The sequence below is a fragment of the Pedobacter sp. KH_004 genome (assembly GCF_057840755.1).
In genome coordinates, this window is record NZ_CM174519.1 from 2,651,958 (window position 1) to 2,671,065 (window position 19,108).

General features: G+C 37.2%; 16 protein-coding genes. 10 read left to right on the top strand and 6 right to left on the bottom strand.

Features of this window, described 5'->3' with window-relative positions:
* Positions 1–16: 16 nt before the first annotated feature.
* Entirely contained in the window at positions 17–1,189 is a 1,173-nt protein-coding gene (locus AC3ITD_RS11420; RefSeq protein ID WP_489366528.1) for a glycosyltransferase, read from the bottom strand.
* A 136-nt stretch (positions 1,190–1,325) separates the two neighbouring features.
* On the opposite strand from AC3ITD_RS11420, the gene tgt reads away from it, so the two are divergent.
* The 6 genes from tgt to AC3ITD_RS11450 all read left to right on the top strand — a co-directional run bounded on the left by tgt (position 1,326) and on the right by AC3ITD_RS11450 (position 9,553).
* Entirely contained in the window at positions 1,326–2,456 is a 1,131-nt protein-coding gene (tgt, locus tag AC3ITD_RS11425; protein ID WP_489366530.1) for a tRNA guanosine(34) transglycosylase Tgt, read from the top strand.
* A 1-nt stretch (position 2,457) separates the two neighbouring features.
* Entirely contained in the window at positions 2,458–3,561 is a 1,104-nt protein-coding gene (locus tag AC3ITD_RS11430; RefSeq protein WP_489366532.1) for an LptF/LptG family permease, read from the top strand.
* 2 nt (positions 3,562–3,563) lie between these two features.
* The gene (locus AC3ITD_RS11435; RefSeq protein ID WP_489366535.1) at positions 3,564–4,442 is read left to right on the top strand and encodes a DMT family transporter; all 879 of its coding nucleotides are present in this window, start codon (positions 3,564–3,566) and stop codon (positions 4,440–4,442) included.
* A 1,282-nt stretch (positions 4,443–5,724) separates the two neighbouring features.
* A complete protein-coding gene (locus tag AC3ITD_RS11440) occupies positions 5,725–8,529 on the top strand; it encodes a TolB family protein (RefSeq protein ID WP_489366537.1) in 2,805 nt (934 codons plus the stop codon).
* Positions 8,530–8,668: 139 nt separating this feature from the next.
* Entirely contained in the window at positions 8,669–8,950 is a 282-nt protein-coding gene (locus AC3ITD_RS11445; protein ID WP_265799753.1) for a LapA family protein, read from the top strand.
* 210 nt (positions 8,951–9,160) lie between these two features.
* The gene (locus AC3ITD_RS11450) at positions 9,161–9,553 is read left to right on the top strand and encodes a GxxExxY protein (protein ID WP_265799754.1); all 393 of its coding nucleotides are present in this window, start codon (positions 9,161–9,163) and stop codon (positions 9,551–9,553) included.
* Between the two features lie 81 nt (positions 9,554–9,634).
* Here AC3ITD_RS11450 and AC3ITD_RS11455 read toward each other — a convergent pair whose 3' ends face one another.
* The 5 genes from AC3ITD_RS11455 to ispE form a co-directional block, all read right to left on the bottom strand.
* A complete protein-coding gene (locus tag AC3ITD_RS11455) occupies positions 9,635–9,934 on the bottom strand; it encodes a response regulator (protein WP_489366540.1) in 300 nt (99 codons plus the stop codon).
* 80 nt (positions 9,935–10,014) lie between these two features.
* Entirely contained in the window at positions 10,015–10,734 is a 720-nt protein-coding gene (locus AC3ITD_RS11460; protein ID WP_265799756.1) for a pirin family protein, read from the bottom strand.
* 249 nt (positions 10,735–10,983) lie between these two features.
* The gene (locus AC3ITD_RS11465; RefSeq protein WP_265799757.1) at positions 10,984–12,150 is read right to left on the bottom strand and encodes an O-succinylhomoserine sulfhydrylase; all 1,167 of its coding nucleotides are present in this window, start codon (positions 12,148–12,150) and stop codon (positions 10,984–10,986) included.
* Between the two features lie 70 nt (positions 12,151–12,220).
* Positions 12,221–12,640: an OsmC family protein gene (locus AC3ITD_RS11470; protein WP_265799759.1), complete on the bottom strand. Its 420-nt coding sequence runs from the start codon at positions 12,638–12,640 to the stop codon at positions 12,221–12,223.
* Positions 12,641–12,718: 78 nt separating this feature from the next.
* Positions 12,719–13,522, bottom strand: a complete 804-nt coding sequence (gene ispE, locus AC3ITD_RS11475; RefSeq protein ID WP_489366541.1) for a 4-(cytidine 5'-diphospho)-2-C-methyl-D-erythritol kinase — start codon at positions 13,520–13,522, stop codon at positions 12,719–12,721.
* Between the two features lie 199 nt (positions 13,523–13,721).
* Between ispE and AC3ITD_RS11480 the strand changes: the two genes are divergently transcribed.
* From AC3ITD_RS11480 to secDF, 4 genes are all read left to right on the top strand, one after another.
* Complete coding sequence (locus AC3ITD_RS11480) at positions 13,722–14,516, top strand: thymidylate synthase (RefSeq protein ID WP_489366542.1); 795 nt, start codon at positions 13,722–13,724, stop codon at positions 14,514–14,516.
* 269 nt (positions 14,517–14,785) lie between these two features.
* On the top strand, positions 14,786–15,013 hold the full coding sequence (locus tag AC3ITD_RS11485; protein WP_489366669.1) for a four helix bundle protein: 228 nt from the start codon (positions 14,786–14,788) through the stop codon (positions 15,011–15,013).
* 38 nt (positions 15,014–15,051) lie between these two features.
* A complete protein-coding gene (locus AC3ITD_RS11490) occupies positions 15,052–15,561 on the top strand; it encodes a dihydrofolate reductase (RefSeq protein WP_265799764.1) in 510 nt (169 codons plus the stop codon).
* 449 nt (positions 15,562–16,010) lie between these two features.
* Positions 16,011–18,989, top strand: a complete 2,979-nt coding sequence (gene secDF / locus AC3ITD_RS11495; RefSeq protein ID WP_489366544.1) for a protein translocase subunit SecDF — start codon at positions 16,011–16,013, stop codon at positions 18,987–18,989.
* The last annotated feature ends 119 nt before the right edge of the window (positions 18,990–19,108 follow it).

Sequence of the window (19,108 nt, forward strand, 5' to 3'; positions counted from 1 at the left end):
CTTAAAGGGTTTTCACTTACTTCCAATTCACTTTTTTCTTCCCAAATAGGGCAAGAAATCCGTTAAGGGTTAAAAAGAAAAACAAAAGTATATCTAAAATTGGGAACCACCAACGTAAATCGCCATAGTTTAAACGTTTCAACAATTTCGGATAGACGAAACACCTGATCACGATGCTCAGCAGCAAGATTCCACCAGCAATGTACTGGGCTTCCCGGCTTAAAAACATACATCCTGAAAAGAATCCATAAAATAGAAATTGGATAATGATCTGCAGACTTAAAATGAATTTATGTTTCGGCTTATACATTTTACCCGCACCGAAATGACGCTTTTTTTGGCGCAGATAGCCGGCCCAGGTATGGTTCGGCTCACTCCAAACATGACTTTCTTGATTTAATCTAATTTCGGTATTGTGCTTGTTGGCATGTGCGTTAACAAATAAATCATCATCACCCGAAGGGATATGCATGTGAGCGGCAAAACCTTTGTGCTTAAAAAAAAGCGATTTTTTATAGGCCATGTTTCTACCTACTCCCATGTAAGGCATCCCTTTTATAGCAAAACCCAGAAAATTTACCGCTGTAAAAAAGGTTTCAAAACGAATTAAGGCATTTAATAGGCCTCTTTGTTTTAAATAAGGTGAGTAGCCCAAAACAATTTCTACATTTTCATCGCTTGGCTGTTGCATATCCATTAACCAACTATCAGTAGCAGGTGTACAATCAGCATCAGTAAAAACCAACCAATCGTATTTTGCAGCTTTAATTCCCATGGTTACAGCAAACTTTTTACCCGCCAGAAATTTGTCATTATCTAAAATCTTCACCACTTTCAGATTAGCGTACTTTTTCTCCCAGGCCTCCAAAAATTCTTCTGTACCATCCCAAGAGCGGTCGTTAACCACCACAACTTCAAAATCCGGGTAATTCTGGTTGAGCACTGAAGGAAGATATTGTTCGAGATTTTTAATCTCATTTCTCGCACAGATGATTACACTTAATGGCTTCTGAGCTATTTTGGGTACTTCTTCAATACTGGTATTAGCGAGTTTCAAATGAACGAAAAGAACGTAATAAAGCTGTACCAGTAAGCAAAAAGCTAATAAAGACAGCAAAATAATTTCTAGCAGGGTTAATATCACGATGTTAAAATAAATAGGCGCAAATTTCACATTTTTAATCTGCAATACTCCTGATGTTGAAAAAAATAGGTCGCATAAACCCATAATTAAATTTAAGGGATTATTCTATCCATTAGCTTTAGGCACTAAACGCTAGAACATTACCTACAGGTGCGCTAAATTTGTTACTTTTGCAACCTATATGGAATTTACTTTACAGGCTAAAGATCCTTTATCAAAAGCCAGAGCAGGAACGGTTACAACCGCCCACGGAGAGATACAAACACCAATTTTTATGCCTGTTGGCACCGCAGGAACTGTGAAGGCTGTGCATCAACGAGAGCTAAAGGAAGATATTGAAGCTCAAATTATACTAGGAAATACCTACCATTTATATCTAAGACCAGGGTTGGATATTTTAGAAGGTGCTGGAGGTTTGCATAAATTTATAGGCTGGGATCGTCCGATTTTAACAGATAGCGGCGGTTATCAGGTATACTCGTTAAGTAAAGTTCGTAAGATAAAAGAAGAAGGCGTAACGTTTCATTCACACATTGATGGCTCAAAACATTTGTTTACACCAGAATATGCTATGGACATTCAGCGGACTATTGGCGCTGATATTATCATGGCATTCGATGAATGTACCCCATATCCCTGCGATTATACCTATGCGGCCGAATCAATTAAAATGACCCATCGCTGGTTGAAGCGATGCTGCACTCATTTTGATAATACAGACCCAAAATATGGCTTCGACCAAACGTTGTTCCCTATTGTACAAGGGTCGGTTTATAAAGATCTGCGGATAAAATCGGCAGAATTTATTGCCAGCATGAACCGTGAAGGGAACGCCATTGGCGGTTTATCTGTTGGAGAGCCTGCTGAGGAAATGTATGCCATGACGGAAGTGGTTTGCGATATATTACCTTACGAAAAACCCCGTTATTTAATGGGCGTTGGAACACCAATTAATATCCTGGAAAACATTGCGCTTGGTGTAGATATGTTCGATTGTGTAATGCCTACAAGAAATGCCCGTAACGGAATGCTTTTTACCCGAAATGGAATAATCAATATCAGAAATAAGAAGTGGGAAAATGATTTTTCTCCTTTAGATGCAGAAAGTGACTTACACGCCGACCAGGTGACCAGCAAGGCTTACCTCAGACATCTGGTTCATAGCAAAGAAATGCTTGGCGCACAAATTGCAACATTGCATAATTTACACTTCTATTTGTGGTTAGTGAAGCAAGCCCGAGAAAAAATAATTGCTGGCGAATTTTACGAATGGAAAAACAAAATGGTCAAAATTTTAGGCAATAAACTATAAAATGAGTCTAATAAAAGGGAGAATTAAAATTATCGATCAATATATTATTGGTAAATACCTGGGTACTTTCGTATATACCCTGGCTATTTTCGTGATCATTATTGTTGTTTTTGATTTATCTGAAAAGATGGATGATTTCATGAAAAGTGGGCTTAGCTTTTGGGGTGTACTCACCAAATACTACGCCGGCTCCATCCCTTTTTACGTCAACATGCTCTCGCCACTCATCAACTTTATTGCCGTAATTTTTTTTACTGCGAAGATGGCTGATCAAACTGAAATTGTTCCCATTTTAAGTGGCGGTGTAAGCTTTAATAGATTCTTGTTCCCTTATTTTGTATCGGCTACCATCATATTTTCAGCAAACTTGGTTTCTAATCTTTACATTTTACCTTATACCAACACTTTAAAAAACAGCTTCGAAAATACCTTTGTAAAACGAAACGACCCTTCAACCAAATCAAATATCCATATGAAACTGGATAACAGAACTTACATTTATATTGAGAGTTTCGATAATAAAACCAACTATGGATATCGCTTCACTCTGGATAATTTCAATGGAGATGTCATGGTAAAAAAAATCGTTGCAGATAACATCAAATGGGATTCGTTAAAGAGAAAATGGCAGTTGAGTAACTATTCTATCAGAAAAATTGATGGGCTGAAAGAAAGCATGATTTATGGAAGTGGTAAAGTAAAAGATACCATTTTAGACATGCGTCCTGATGATTTTTCTGCCTATGATAATGTGGTTCAAAATCTATCTACAAAGGAACTTTCAGAGAAGATCAGAAAGGAGAAAATTCGCGGAACTGGTATCATGAACGATCTCGAATTTGAGAAATTCAAACGCTATTTACATCCCTTATCTGCCTACATTTTAACGTTGATTGGTGTTGCTTTATCCTCCCGAAAAGTTCGCGGTGGAGTTGGAGTATCATTGGGAATAGGCATCTTTATTAGCTTTGCCTATATCGTGTTTAATCAATTCACACAAATGTTTTCTACAAAAGGTGGGTTGCCCCCATTTTTAGCAGTAATCTTACCTACAATCGTATTCGGTATGTTAGGCATTTACCTTCTCCGAAAAGCTCCAAAATAGAGATGGACATCAATAAAAAGAATTTAATTATTCTTCATTTAACGGTTTTAATTTGGGGCTTCACCGGAGTGCTGGGGAAAGTAATTTCGATAGATGCAGTACCGCTAGTTTGGTATCGTGTTTTGATTGGAACCTCAACTCTTTTCCTTTGGTTTATCGCTACTAAGAAGAATATAAAAATCACAAAACTGCAGTTTATACAGTTCTTTTTAACAGGCGGAATTGTAGCCATTCACTGGATATTTTTCTTTCATGCAATTAAGGTTTCTACCGTTTCGGTAACGCTGGTCTGCCTCTCCTCTTTTACATTATTCACAGCCATTTTAGAACCGCTGATCAAAAAACAATCCATTCAAATGGGTGATGTTCTAATCGGGTTACTAATAATTCTGGGGATTTATATGATCTTCAAATTCGAAGGCCAATATACTTTGGGGATTATTTTCGGACTTTTAGCAGCAGTCGCCTCGAGTCTTTTTTCTACCATAAATTCTACGCTCGTTCAAAAAAGTGAGCCTTCCATTATTGGGTTTTATGAATTGGTTGGTGGCTTATTTTGGATTACCATATACCGCATTTATGATGGTTCGTTCCAAAATATGAGCTTTAATTTAAGTGTAAATAACTGGATTTATATTGGCATTCTTGGTACACTTTGCACCTCCGTTGCCTATATTGCAGGCGTTTCAGTAATGAGAACTTTATCTGCTTTTCGCGTAGCGTTAGTAACCAATCTAGAACCCGTTTATGGCATCATACTCGCTTACTTTTTTTTTAAAGATAAAGAGCAAATGACTGGTGGTTTTTACATCGGAGCAATGATTATTTTAGGCGCTGTATTTCTTTATCCTGTTTATAAAAAGAGGTATAATAAAGGATAATTTAAATCTGGAATTTATACTATAATTTCCTCTTCAATTAGCTTGATCTCATGTGCGAATGAACTGCAAATTGTATGGAATTTGTTGGCAATTTTCGACAATGAAAATGAAGCAAATTAATACGATGAAACCGTATAAATTCACATCTCCATAGGACCAGACTTTGGTTAAATTCCCGACTCGACAACCAATAATTTTAACTGGAAAATTGCAAATTTTAAGTAAACATTATCAAGCATTCTAACAGTAAATTTCTCAAATAGGCACCTAAATTTTAATGGTGTGCTATTTAAATTTTTGCTGTCTATTTGAGCGTTAGTGCGAGCTGAAAGTGAATATTTAATAAAATTTCCCGCTTGTGATAGAAAGATAGATCACTTATTCAAAATTATCATAAACAACTCATAAACAGTAAATTAAGTCGAAAAAATGAGTTTTTCATTATAGCTTATATTTTTTTATTTATAGACGGATATTGCAAGGAATTGCAATTTAAAAAGGCAAATCAGGCATTTTTGATACCTAAATCTCACCTTAAAATATACATTTTGGAGAAAAGTTAAATCCGAAATACCGAAAAAAACGATTGATTTTCAAAGTATAAAAATTGTTAAATAATACTTTTTATAGATTCGAAAGAGCCTAGTACCCAAAACCGTTAAACTATATTCTCTTAAAAAAACTTTGGAAACGAGGTTCTCTCAAAGATATCAGCCGAGACGATTTAATGACATATTGTCATCGTACTTAAAATATGGAGTGTTTAGTTTAAACGATTTAACTTTTCCTACAAGCTACAATCACCAGATGACTTTAGCGATCATGAGGCAATTATGATGACAAAAAACCAGGTCTATCACTGAAAAATTGATAGGTAAAACCAAGATCCAAAGCAAAAAAAATGTCATCAAATGTTTCAGAATTTACTTAAAAATCGGTGTTAATTGAGCGCAGTTCACATCGAAAATTTCTATAAAAGTCGGAAAAAATAAATTCAAATCCGTAACACCCTTCGCAGCATTAAGTAAAAAATTTAAAGGAAAATCGATTAATAAGTGTACATTAATGGCAGATTTGGAAAGATTATAAAAATTATAAAATCATCCCACTAGATCTCAATTATTAATTAAATTGTTATATAAAAAGTGGCAACATCTAAATTTACTTAATTTACATATAATTTTCAAAATCAATAACTTATATATTTTTATATCAAGAAAAAATGCACAAAAATTAAAAGTCAAAAAACAATTAAAACTAAATATTTTAGCAATCACCTCAAATGCATTCAAATAACACAAACACTATACTATTTATCAAGCATTTAACTACTATTATATTAAGCTTTTTTTCACTATCCGTTTTTGGGCAGATTTTCAGCACAGCCCAGAACCCACTTAGTGTAAGATGGAACTATATCCAGTCTGGAGGCTTCAAAATTATCTATCCTCAACAACTGGAGAAAGACGCACAAAGAATGGCAAATACACTGCCCTTCATCTACCCTAAAATCGGTTTAGGCTTGAGGCAACAAAATACTTTCATCCCGCTGCTCTTACAGAACCGCGGAACCATAGCAAATGGCTTCGTTCAGCTGGGGCCGAAGAAGTCTGAATTTTACACCACACCACCACAATATTTTGATAGTCAAGATTGGCTGAATAACCTCGCAGTCCATGAACTTCGACACATTGCTCAGTTTGACAAGTTGACAGGATCACAAAGACGTCCCTTTCCAGAGCTAGTTTACTTCGCCTATTTCGGCGCCGGCTTACCAATCTGGTTTTTCGAGGGAGATGCCGTGGTGAATGAGACTGCACTCACCCAATCAGGACGAGGGAGGCAGCCCAATTGGATCATGCCTTTTCGGACATCGGTTTTAGAAGGCAAAAAATTCTCTTACAGCAAAGCTTATTTCGGATCTAACAAAGAGGTAACTCCAGGCTACTATCAAACCGGATACTTAATGGTTGCCGACATGAGAGAAAGGCATGGACAGTTCATTTCCGACAGCTTAATGGGCGACATCAGAAAAAGACCATTAAGGCTTTATCCTTTTTCGCAAAGCCTGAAAAAAATCACCGGAAAAAACACAAAAAAATATTTCCTTTCCACACAAGAAAAGCTAACCGAAAATTGGAAAAAACAGGATAAAGAAACTTCAAAAGATGAGTATGAAAATTTAAATAAAGAAACTTCACTGGCAACGAACTATTTTCTTCCAGTTCGTTTAAATAAAAACCAGAGTTTAGCGCTAAAAGAAAGCAAGCAAGATGCCCATTATTTTGTGATCATAAATGAAGATAAAAGTGAACGAAAATTATTTGGAATTGGTTACCAGGAACAGCCCTGGTTCAGTTACAAAAATAACGTTTTGGTTTGGGATGAAATTCGCTACGACCCCAGATACAAGCAGCGAAGTTACAGTGTAATTTGCTCATACAATTTTAACACGAAAAAATTCAAAAAGCTCAGCAGTCAAAGCCGACTCTTCTCCCCTAGCCTTTCAAGTGATGGCAAAAAAATAATCGCTGCAAAAGTTGAACTCAACAATCAGTTTAACCTTGTAGAAATTGATGCCTCATCTGGTGAGATCTTGAAAACTTACCCTAACACTGAAAACGAAATTTTACAAACACCGAGCTTCGACAAAACCGGAAAGCGAATTGCCTACATCAGCGTAAGCGAGAATGGAAAAAACTTATGGCTGCTAGAGGACGAGAAAAAAACGCAACTCATTTCTAACAGCAGACAACAACTCAGTCGGCCAATTTTTATCGGTGACAAAATTGTTTTCAACGCACACTTTAATGGCATCGATAACATCTACAGTATTGGTATCAATTCTAAAAAAATAAATGCTTTGAGCAATTCAAAATATGGCGCATTTAACGCGACCGAAACTGATCATGAAAAAATCATTTTTAACGATTATAATATCAACGGTTATGAAATTGCAGAGAAAGCAATAACCGAAAATCCAGTTGGAGAAAACACCTTTGTAGATTTCTCTTCAGCAGCAGAAAAGCAAGAACGTGCGGGTAATATTTTCGAAAATATTCCCGACAGCGTTTTCCAGAGCAAGCGCTTTCGTCAGGGCTCAAACCTGTTCAGTTTTCATAGTGTAATTCCCGTAATCGACAATGAATATGTTTTCGGCCTTGAGCTGCAGTCGAACAATTTGCTTAATACGATGGACTTCTACACCGGTGCAAAATACCATCGGGACTTAAAGCGTTTTGAGTATACGGCAGATATTAGCTATAAGGCGCTTTACCCTGTTTTTAGTGTTCTATATCGCAACCGACCAAAACGAACGTTCTATCGATCTAAAAACGCGATTCAGCAAGGAAATTGGAGAGAGAACTTCATCAAACTTAACGCATCGGTACCGCTATCATTTAATGCAAGGAATCAAAACTACTCTTTCACACTCAATGCGGCAACCAGTTTTACACAGCGATACCTTGCAGAGAATATGCCGACTAATTTCATTCGAGAGCTGAAATTTCCAATGGAATATAATTTTACCTTTAACCACAGTGTGCGAACCACCGAACGAGACATTGCGCCAAGATGGGCACAGATTTTAAGGGCAACTTATAACCACCAACCATTTGATAAAAATTTAACTGGCGAAATCCTTGCACTGGAAAGTTTCTTGTACTTCCCAGGCCTAGCGAAAAACCATTCTTTCCTGGCAAGTTTCAACTACCAAAAAGCAAGCGGTGCCAATCAGTATGCTACAGAAATTGCAACGGTTTACGGCTACAACAATATCCTCGCGAAAAGCAAATTGCAAAACAGCTTGCTTCTCAATTATCGTTTTCCATTTGCTTTTCCAGATTGGGAGCTGAGCTCTTTAGCCTATGTGCGAAATTTTAGAGCGGGTTTGTTTTGTCATTATGAAAACATTGGTGTAGACAGCAACATTGGCCAACCTAAAACCTATGGTGTAGAACTAAACAGTAGTTTAAATCTTTTAAGATATCAACCCGTTGTTGATGTTGGGGTGAGATTGGTTTTCGTTAACAAAATTTACAACCAAAACCCGATATTAGAATTTTCTTTCAATTATTCATTTTAAGTAAAGCAAAACATTTTCTTGTTAAGATTTTTCTTTCATCAGAATCAAAAAAAAGAGTATTTTCACCATACTTGAACAAAGAAGCAAACCAATAATACAATTTGTTGTTTATCAATCAGTTTTAACAAATACCAGACTTATGAGTGGAAAAACCATATTCATCATCATCCTTACGGCATTACTAACTGCTTTCTTATTCCTAAACAGTGATGAAGTAGCATTCAATTTCATTATTGTGGATGGTGTTTTTGTTTCTAAACTGATCGTGATCGGAGTTTGTGTAGTGATTGGTTTTATTATCGGCTTCGTCGCAGGCCGACCTAGAAAAACGGTGAGTAGTTACGATAATGAAATTGAGAAAAATCAGCCAGTAAGCAACAAAAAGGAATTAAGTGATGAGGACAGGGATTATATCAGTTAAAAGCAGAAGTTACCAAGATTTCAAGGATTGAATGATTTTAGGATTTGCAATGCTAGATCAATTTAATTGAAAGGATCAGAACTAAACTATTTTACTAGTTCTAGGTTTGTTAGGTTTGAAAATAATTTGCCGAGGAATTGTAATGGATTAAAAATTTGATGAATATTAGATCATCCCTATTTCTAGAAAGTACAATTTAATTCTACCAAAATGAAATATGGCGATTTAACGGGAAAAATCATCGGCTGTGCTATGAAAGTACATGGCACTTTGGGTTCGGGCTTTCAGGAAGTGATTTATCAACGAGCACTCTCTATAGAATTGCAAAAACAAAATTTAAGTTTTAGCAGAGAAATGGAAATGACCATCTTTTACGATAACATTCAGATTGGTATAAGAAGAGTAGATTTTTTTGTTGAAGATACGATCATGCTTGAACTCAAAGCAGTATCTGAATTAACTGATGCACACTTAAATCAAGCCATAAATTACTTAGAGGCTTACAATCTTCCTGTTGGTTTGCTTATAAATTTTGGTAGCAAGAGCTTGATTTTTAAAAGAGTGTATAACACCAATCATCCTGAAAACAAAAGACCAGTTTAATGAGATAAAGGCCCTTAGGATTTGACCTCGGAAACCAAATTCTTGAAATCCTTTAATCTTAAAAATCCTAGTCAAAGACTATTAGCCTAGCGCAATCATAATTTCGCCATAAAGCAATCCACTTCCGCCACCGTAATGCTGAACAATCTTCACATTAGGTTTGAGCTCTTTTATACGCTTTCTAAGCACCTGTTCACACTCAAGATCAATTCCGTTACCTAAAAGCACCAAATCAATATCCTGCGTTTCTAAAACAGACATGGCTTCCTGGTCTGTACAAACACAAATGCCTTTCCATTCAGGTCGGGCGTTAAGCAACCTGTTCATTACAATAGTAATTTCTGTGTCTCGACCGATATAAAGTATAGTAGTTTGCATCATATTTTCGTTAAATTTAAACGTAAAAAGTTGCGAGTAAGAGCTTTAGCCCTATCACTCGCAACTTTTAACACGTAACTGAATTATAATTCCATCGGAACATCCATTAATAACACTTCTGCGTCTGCAGAGTTTGCTTTGAAGCTGATGCTGTCCGTATCCCAAATCCCTAAACCATCTCTTTTGTTTAATGTTTGGCCGTTAATGGTAACTTCTCCATTAATCACAAAAGCGTACACACCGTTTCCAGCTTTTTTGATTTTGTATTCGGTTTCGAAGCCTTCATCAAATTTACCCAATGAGAACCAGGCATCTTGATGAATCCAAACTCCAGCATCATCTTGGTTTGGTGATAAAATCTGCTGAAAATTGTTGTGACGAGCTTCAACATCTAAAGTCTGCTGGTCGTAACGTGGCGTAACATTTTTCTTGTTAGGAAACAGCCAAATTTGTAATAAATTTAACTGTTCGTCTGCCAAAGCGTTAAATTCACTATGGCTAACCCCGGTTCCGGCGCTCATTACCTGAATTTCTCCACTTTTAATCACTGCCGAATTTCCCATGCTATCCTTGTGTGCAATGGCACCGGCTAGTGGAATCGTAATGATTTCCATATTATCGTGTGGATGAGTTCCAAAACCCATTCCACCATCAATCAAGTCATCATTTAAAACCCGCAAAACTCCAAAGTGCATTCTTTCAGGATTGTAGTAGTTAGCAAAACTGAATGAGTGGTGAGCATTTAACCAACCATGATTTGCATGGCCTCTGGTGTTTTCTTTGTGCAAAATAAACTGTGACATAAATTTCCTTTCTTGTTTATGATACAAATTTACTGCAGGTTTGAAACCTGTGCATTGATGTAGGGTAAGAAAGTTTGGGGTTTTGAGTGTCAAGCTAGCGGTTCGAAGTTAGGAGTCCTCCATATAGCTTTGTTGAAATTGATCACCGATAAGGACATGCAAGCTATCAAAACAAATGGGGCTATCGCAACCGACGCCCCACTGCACTTATTTTTCTAAAAATTGTAATTCGTAAATCTAAAATCGTAATTACGAAAGTGCCTCTTCAATATCTGCTAAAATATCATCAACATGCTCCAAACCGATTGACAAACGGATAGAGCCTTGCTCAATACCCACAATATTGCGTTCCTCTTCTGTAAGTTTGCTGTGCGTACTTGTTGCCGGGTGCGTAGCGATTGAACGTGTATCGGCCAAATTTGCAGAGATGGAGAACATTTTCAGGCCATCCATAAATTTGCGGGCGCCTTCAACGCCACCTTCAACCACAATAGTTACGATACCACCACCCTGCTTCATCTGCTTTTTAGCTATTTCATACTGAGGGTGAGAAGGAAGAAACGGATATTTAACTAATTTAATTTTTGGATGTTTTTCCAAATACTCAGCCACTTTTAAAGCACTCTCGCAGTGGCGGTCCATGCGAACAGCCAGCGTTTCTAAACTTTTAGATAAAATCCAGGCGTTAAATGGCGACAAAGCCGGGCCACTATGACGGGCAAATGCAACAACTTCAGTAATTAATTCCTTCGTACCTAAAACAATTCCGCCCAGCACTCTTCCTTGTCCATCGATGTATTTAGTAGCCGAGTGGATAGAAAGATGCGCACCTAATTTGATCGGCTGCTGCAAATATGGCGTTGCAAAGCAATTATCAACTACTAAAAGCTGATGATGTTTTTTGGCTAAATCGCCAAGGAAAGCTAAATCGATAATATCAATACCGGGATTTGATGGCGTTTCAACGAAAATCATTTTGGTATTCGGCTTAATCAAAGCTTCCCAATCTTCAGGCTTATCCAAATCGGCATAATCAAAAGTTACACCCCATTTAGAGAAAACATTGGTAAGTAGCTGATGTGTTGATCCAAAAACTGAGCGACTGGAAACGATATGGTCGCCGGCTTTTAAGAAGGCACCAAATGTGGTGAAAATAGCAGCCATACCCGTTGCAGTAGCAAAACCATCTTCAGCACCTTCTAACAAACACATCTTCTCTATAAACTCTGAGGTGTTTGGATTTGAATAACGGCTATACACATTGCCCTCTTTCTCGTTTGCAAATAAAGCCCGCATTTCTTCAGCATCATCAAACTTATAACTCGAAGTGAGATAAATTGGTGCAGAGTGTTCTTTGTGCGAACTGCGTTCGGTTTGAGTGCGTATAGCTATGGTTTCAAAATTTTCGGATTTCATTTTGTTTTGTGATATGAGTATTGAGATTGGTGATACGAGATTCCAGACCTTAAGCCATAAACCTTTTACCTTAAACCTTATTTATGTTGTATGTAAAATTAATTTTTGCGGAGCGACCTAAAATGTTCGATACGGAACAATATTTATCGAACGTCATAGCCAAAGCCCTTTCCACTTTTGCCGGATTTAAATCGCCTGATAAATCGAAGTGAATTTCAATTTCGTCGAAAATAGGCGGCATCTCTTCATCTTTTCTGGTGGCATTGATGGCGATTTTAATATCTTCAAGTGGTTCTTTCTGTTTGGTTAACACATTTACCATGTCTATTCCACTACAACCACCAAGTCCAACCAAAAGCATTTCCATAGGTCTGAAACCTTTGCCTTCACCACCAATAGCAACTTTCGCATCTAATTCGACGGTAAAACCGCTTTCATTTACTGCTTCGAAATTAAATTTTCCGCTTTTGCGGATCAGATTTATATTCATTTTGTAGTATCGAGTATTTAGTTTCAAGTATCAAGACGATTTTGCTTTAGTCTTTCATCCTTTACCTTTCAGCTCTTTTTAAATATTATAATAAACTAAATTGTCTTTTTCCAGTTCGGGCAATTTAACAGGTGCGTTAAAAATTGCAAAAACCGACGAACCGCTACCACTCATTAAAGCGAATGTTGCGCCTGCATCGTATAAACTGGTTTTTATTTGATGAATTTGGGGATATTTTGCGAATACCGATGGCTCGAAATCGTTGATAACCTTATTCTTCCATGTTGTTGGCGACAAATGTATGATTTCTTTTAAGTATTGCAAAGGCTTGTGAGGTTTTACAAGCGCATAAGCATCCGCTGTACTCACGTGTACAGGCGGTTTCACTAAAACTTTAAACCAGGCTGACAAATCTACTTCGCACTTTTCAAATTCATCCCCTTTGTTAAAGGCGTAAACAGGTGTGTTTTCGATAAAAAAGGCACAATCTGCACCAAGCTTACGGGCGTAATTCTCCATGTCTGTAACCGATAAGCCCAACTTGAACTTACCGTTTAATAATTTTATCAGGAAAGCGCAATCTGCTGAGCCGCCTCCCAAACCCGCACCGACGGGAATGTTTTTCAATAAATTAATCTGCTGCGCAGGAATATCAAAATCTTGTTTAACGAGATGGTAAGCTTTTATACACAGATTATCATTGGCATCACCAGGAATATCGATGCCATGAATTTTGCAGGAGGTGAAATCAGCATCGGTAATTTCAACGGAATCTTTGATATTAATAGGATAAAAAACGGTTTCGAGGTTGTGGTAACCATCGTTGCGTTTCTCAGTAATATTTAAGCCCAGGTTTATTTTTGCGTTTGGAAAAGATAACATTCGGATTTGAGATTTGAGATTTGAGATTTGAGATTTCCCCCTCAAAGTCAAATACAGTGCTGATGCAAACATACAAAAGTCAGGCTTGTTTAAAAATCCGTTAATGTAGAAAACTAAAAGATTTCGTGATTAAGATTTTTTACATATTTGTAATTAATAATTTATTTAAGATTTGGAAGCCCCTTTAGGGTTCGGAGTTATGAAACAATATTTAGATTTAATGCAACATGTGCTGGATCACGGCGCTCAAAAACACGACCGCACGGGAACAGGAACGATTAGCGTTTTCGGCTATCAAATGCGTTTCGATTTGCAGGAGGGCTTTCCGATGGTTACCACGAAGAAGCTACATCTAAAATCTATCATACATGAATTAATCTGGTTCTTGACTGGCGATACCAATATTAAATACTTAAAAGATAATGGCGTTCGCATTTGGGATGAATGGGCAGACGAAGAGGGAAACCTCGGCCCAGTTTATGGTTCGCAATGGAGAAGTTGGCCAACTCCCGATGGACAACACATCGATCAGATTACCAACATCATTAATACGATTAAAAACAATCCAGATTCGCGAAGAATTATTGTTTCTGCATGGAACGTAGCAGAAATAGAGAATATGGCTTTGCCTCCTTGCCACGCTTTCTTTCAGTTCTACGTAGCCGATGGAAAATTAAGCTGCCAACTCTATCAGCGTAGTGCCGATATTTTTTTGGGCGTCCCTTTTAATATCGCTTCTTATGCTTTATTAACCATGATGGTTGCACAGGTTTGTGGTTTAGAAGCTGGCGATTTTGTTCATACTTTAGGCGATGCGCATTTGTACAATAACCATATCGAACAGGCACATTTGCAATTAAGCAGAGAGCCGAAACCGCTTCCAACCATGAAAATCAATCCTGAAGTAAAAAGCATCTTTGATTTTAAATTCGAGGATTTTACATTAGAGAATTACGAGGCACATCCACATATTAAAGGAGTGGTGGCGGTATAGGTTATTAGTCATTTGTTCAATAGTTCATTAGTTCATAAGTATCATTAGGCTAAACGCTTATAAAAAATCTCTATTTATAAATTAATCCCTTATAATTAATGTGTGAACGAAATAATTATGAGTTACAATCGAATTGAAGATTTGGAGGTGTATATGCTTGCTGAAAATTTATCAAATGAAATTTGGGATATTACAACGACATGGGACTTTTTTGCTAAAGATACCATACGAAACAAATTTGCAGGGCTGCAGATTCAATTAGTGCAAATATTGCCGAAGGTTATGGTCGTTTTCATTTCAAGGAAAATAAGAACTTTTGTTACTACAGCAGAGATTCTATTTTAGAAACCAAGTCTTTCTTAAGAAAAACGCGACATAGAGGGCTCGTCAATGAAGAAATTTACACACAACTTTTTGCCAAACTAGAAACAGTACATATAAAGCTTAACGCTTATATAAAATACATTGGAAAAGGTCAGTCTGGCATGAAATCATGAACAGATAAACCTAAGGAACAAATGAAACTAATGAACTAATGACCAATGAACTAAAAAACCCTTCACTTGCTATAGCAGTTGCGGTAGGTGAAAACTTCGCCATAGGAAAAAACAACCAGCTTTTGTGGCACATGCCTGCCGATTTAAAGTTTTTTAAACAAACTACTTCTGGGCACACGGTTGTAATGGGCCGCAAGACCTTCGATTCTGTCGGTAAACCCTTACCAAATCGCAGAAACATTGTCATCACGAGAGATTCATCATTAAAAATCGATGGCGTTGAGATCGTGAATAGTCTTGATGAAGCATTAGAAATTACCAAAGCAGAAGAAAAACCTGTTTTTGTTGTTGGTGGTGCGGAAATTTATCGCCAGGCTTTACCAAAAACGGACCTACTTTATTTAACTACAATTCATCATACTTTTGACGCTGATACGTTTTTCCCAGAGATCGACAGAAATGATTGGGAAGTTGTGAGCAGCGATCCGCATAAAGCTGATGAGAAAAACAAGTATGATTATACTTTTGAGGTACTTAAAAGGAAGTAATCAGAAAAAGTCGTCATTGCGAGGCACAAAGCAATCTTAATGCGTTTGCTATAAAGGTTTGCGTTTATAATTGGTTGAAATCTTCCTATTGTTGCCGGTTAGGTAAAAACCTTGCAAATCAGGGAAGGTTTATGCATTTAGCCGAAAATAGTATTACCTCCCTGGCCACTTAAACCTGACAATAGCGACAGCCTCCGATTTTTTTGATCGGAGCTACAGCGGTTGGCAGGACCGAACAAAAGCCAAATGCTACTGCAATTGCTTTCCAAATAAATCAGACCTTAATTTTGGCGCAAAAAGAAGATCTATGTATCGAATGCATGGGTATAATTATCTGACAAAAATTAATCTTAATAAATTATCAACTAAGGGGTTCTATAATTTAAAAATTTAATTAGATTTGCCGACTTGTTAAAAAACAGCGAAAGACAAATTATTTTAAACAAACAATGCAAGGAAAAGGTTTTATTAAGTTTATAGCGATAGTATTGGCTATCGTTTGTGCGTATGCACTTTCCTTTACTTTGGTAGCATCCAAAGTAGAGAAAGACGCAAAAAACTATGCGAAAGGTGATGCAGCCAAAGAAAAGGCTTACTTAGATTCGATGAGTACCGAGAAAGTTTACCCGCTTGTTGGGTTCACTTACGGCGAAGTTAAATCGAAAGAGATTAATTTAGGTCTAGACTTAAAAGGCGGTATGAACGTAACGATGGAGATATCGTTAGCGGAATTGGTTAAATCTTTAGCGGGCAACCCTACTGATGCTAACTTTAATAAAGCAGTTCAGAACGCACAAATTCAGCTAAATGCTGGTGGTAAAGATTACATCAAAATTTTTGTTGATGAATTTGAAAAATTAAGTCCAGGTGTAAAACTTGCTGACTATTTTTCTAATCAAGACAATGCATCGCAATTAAAACCAAGTGCTAGCAATGGCGAAGTTGAATCTTTCTTAGAGAAAGAGGCTACAAGTGCTATCGATCGCTCATTTACTGTTTTACGTTCTCGTATTGATGGTTTCGGCGTTGTGAGTCCGAACATGCAAAAACAAGAAGGTAGTAACCGCATCTTAATTGAGATGCCAGGTGTGCAGGATAAAGAACGTATTGCTAAACTTTTACAAGGTTCTGCCGAATTACAGTTCTGGCAAGTATACCAGGTACAGGAAGTAGCACCTTTGTTAGAAAACATTAACAAAACTTTAGCGGCAACTTTAAAAACTGAAACTCCCGCGGCTACTACAGATACGGCTGCTAAAGCTGGCGGCAAATTAGCCGGCTTAGAGAATGCTGCTAAAGACTCCACTGCAAAAGGCGGCAAATTAGCTGGCTTAGGTAAAAAAGATTCTACCGCAGTAAGAGCTGAATTAGCAAAATCAAATCCATTATACGCAGTTTTAAGTCTTCCTATTTATCAAGGCGAAAACGGACAACAACAATTAATGCCAGGTGCAGTTGTTGGTATGTCGTTACAAAAAGATACTGCAAAAGTTAATAACTACTTAAAACTTCCTGAGGTTGCCGCAGCAATTCCATCTACGATGAAATTTATGTGGAGCGTTAAACCTAGAGAAGGTTCTAAAGTGTTTGAACTTTACGCTATTAAAGTTACCAGTGCTGATGGTAAACCAGATTTAGGTGGTGAAGCAATCAGCGATTCGCGTGCTGACTTTGATCAAAAAGGCAAGCCAGAGGTAACCATGTACATGACCAGCGAAGGTGCTGCGAAATGGAAAAAAATTACTGCTGAAGCTGCCGCTGATCCTAACAATAAAAAATCTATCGCTATTGTATTAGATAACATGGTTTATTCTGCTCCTACTGTTCAGAATGAAATTGGTGGTGGTGTTTCATCAATTACCGGTAACTTCACACAGGCAGATACTAAGGATTTATCAAACATCTTAAAAGCTGGTAAATTACCTGCTCCTGCTCGTATTGCTGGTAGTTATATCGTTGGTCCAACTTTAGGTGCACAAGCTATCCATGATGGTTTAATTTCATTTGTGATTGCGTTTATCGTGATCCTGATCTTCATGGCATTGTATTATCACCGTGCAGGTTGGGTTGCAAACTTTGCCTTATTGGTTAACTTGTTTTTCATCATCGGTATTTTGGTATCGCTTGGTGCGGTGTTAACATTGCCTGGTATCGCCGGTATCGTGCTTACCATTGGTTTGTCTGTAGATGCGAACATTCTAATTTTCGAACGTGTACGTGAAGAGCTTGCCTTGGGCAAAAATATTCCTAGTGCAATTAAAGAAGGTTTTAAACATGCAATGCCATCTATCTTAGATGCAAACATTACCGTATTTATTTTAGGTGCTATTCTTTACGCTTTCGGAAGCGGTCCGGTTCAAGGGTTTGCAACTACCTTATGTATCGGTATCCTTTCTTCATTATTTGCTGCTGTATTAATTTCAAGATTGGTTTTCGAAGCGATGTTAGATCGTAAAATGGAAATTAGCTTTGATAATCAATTTACACGTAATGCATTTAAAAATTTAGCTTTCAACTTTGTTGGCCGTCGTAAAATCTATTATATCATTTCTACATTGATCATCCTAGCTGGTATCGGCATGTATTTCAAACATGGTGGTTTAAACCTTGGCGTAGATTTCAAAGGTGGTAGAACTTACCTTGTACACTTCGATAAAGCGGTTAACACTGAAGATATCAAATCTCAGTTAACTCCTGTTTTCGGTAACGAAACTCCTGAGGTTAAAACAGCAGGAGAAAACAGTCAGGTTAAAATCACCACTACTTTCCACATCGAAGATCAAGATGTGAAAACTGATAAAGTGGTTGAAGATGCTTTAAACAAAGGCTTAGCAGGTTCTAAATATGAAATTGTAAGTTCACAGAAAGTGACTCCAATTATCGCTAGCGATATTGTTAATGGAGCTTTTTACGCGGTATTGATTTCATGTATCTTTATGTTTATCTACATCGTAGTGAGATTTAAAAAATGGCAATATGGTTTAGGTGCTGTATTGGCATTAGCACACGACGTTTTAATGGTACTTTCTTTCTATACCATTTTAGATGGTGTTTTGCCATTCTCATTAGAAATTGGTCAGGATTTTATCGCAGCAATTTTAACAGTAATGGGTTATACCATGACAGAAACTGTTGTTGTATTTGACCGTATTCGTGAGAAACTAAAAGAAGCTGGTAAAGAAGATTTACACGGTGAAGAACGTAACCAATTAATCAACTTTGCGTTAAACAGTACATTAAGCCGGACGATTTTGACTTCGTTAACCGTGTTCTTCGTGTTATTGGTGATTTTCATTTTTGGTGGCGATAGCATCCGCGGATTTATCTTCGCATTGTTAATCGGCCGTGTTATCGGTACGTATTCATCATTATGTATCTCCACTCCTATCGTAATCGATTTGGGAAGTTCGGAAGAGAAGAAAAAATAAGATTTAGATTCTAAGAATATATTAACCGCCTTCCTGATCAATCAGGAAGGCGGTTTGTTTTTACAGCCTCACCCTTTGGAAGTTCGTGGTATGGAAAGTTTTCCAGCCGCCCTCTCCGG